Raw genomic sequence first — 728 nt, forward strand, 5'->3', positions numbered from 1 at the left:
GGGCTCAGTGGGTCGATTCCATTCCGGCGGGTTCCCGCGGGACGGCCCTTGCGGAGTTGTCACCGAACCAATGCTGCCCTATCAAGCTGACCGTGTCTGCGGCGTACTTGGGGACGGATCAGCCTTTGGTGGACACCGAGACGTAATCGACGAGCATGGGTTGCCCGGAAAGCGTTGCGGCAGTTGGGCCGCCGCCGAATGCCGCCGGGAAGCCACCGCCCATGGCCACGTTCAAGATGACGAAGAACCCGTGATGGGTGGCGTTGTTCCAGTCCGCCGCGGGGACCTGGTTGGCGTTGACGGTGAAATAGTTGTTGCCGTCCAGGTACCAGCGCAACTGTTCGACGCTGGTGCTGCGGTCCAGTTCAATGGCGTAGGTGTGGAAGCTGGTTTGCGCGCCCGTCACCGGGCGTTCGCCGGAACCGATTCCGTTGAACTCGTTGAACGGCCCGCCGGGAGCGGTGCCGCCGTGTACGGTGCCGAACACCGAACTGCGGCCGTTGATGCTCTCCATGATGTCCAGCTCGCCGATGCTCGGCCAGTTGCTGGCGCCGACTGGCCGCGCCGCGTCACCGAGCGCCCAGAAGGCCGGCCAGTAGCCCTTGCCGTTGGTGGTGTCGACGTTGGGCTGCTGAATCGACGCCTCGATGCGCAGCACGCCGCCGGTTGGCGCCGCGAAGTCGGTGCGCTGCGTCTCGATCCGGCCCGAGGTCCAGTTCCCGGCGGCG

At 66.2% G+C, this 728-nt stretch carries 1 pseudogene; it reads right to left on the reverse strand.

The features are described from left to right. Positions 1–118: 118 nt before the first annotated feature. Positions 119–728: pseudogene (locus tag AO501_RS18420) on the reverse strand (family 16 glycosylhydrolase); the annotation flags it as partial.

Source organism: Mycobacterium gordonae (genome assembly GCF_001417955.2).
Taxonomy (GTDB): Bacteria; Actinomycetota; Actinomycetes; order Mycobacteriales; family Mycobacteriaceae; genus Mycobacterium; species Mycobacterium gordonae_B.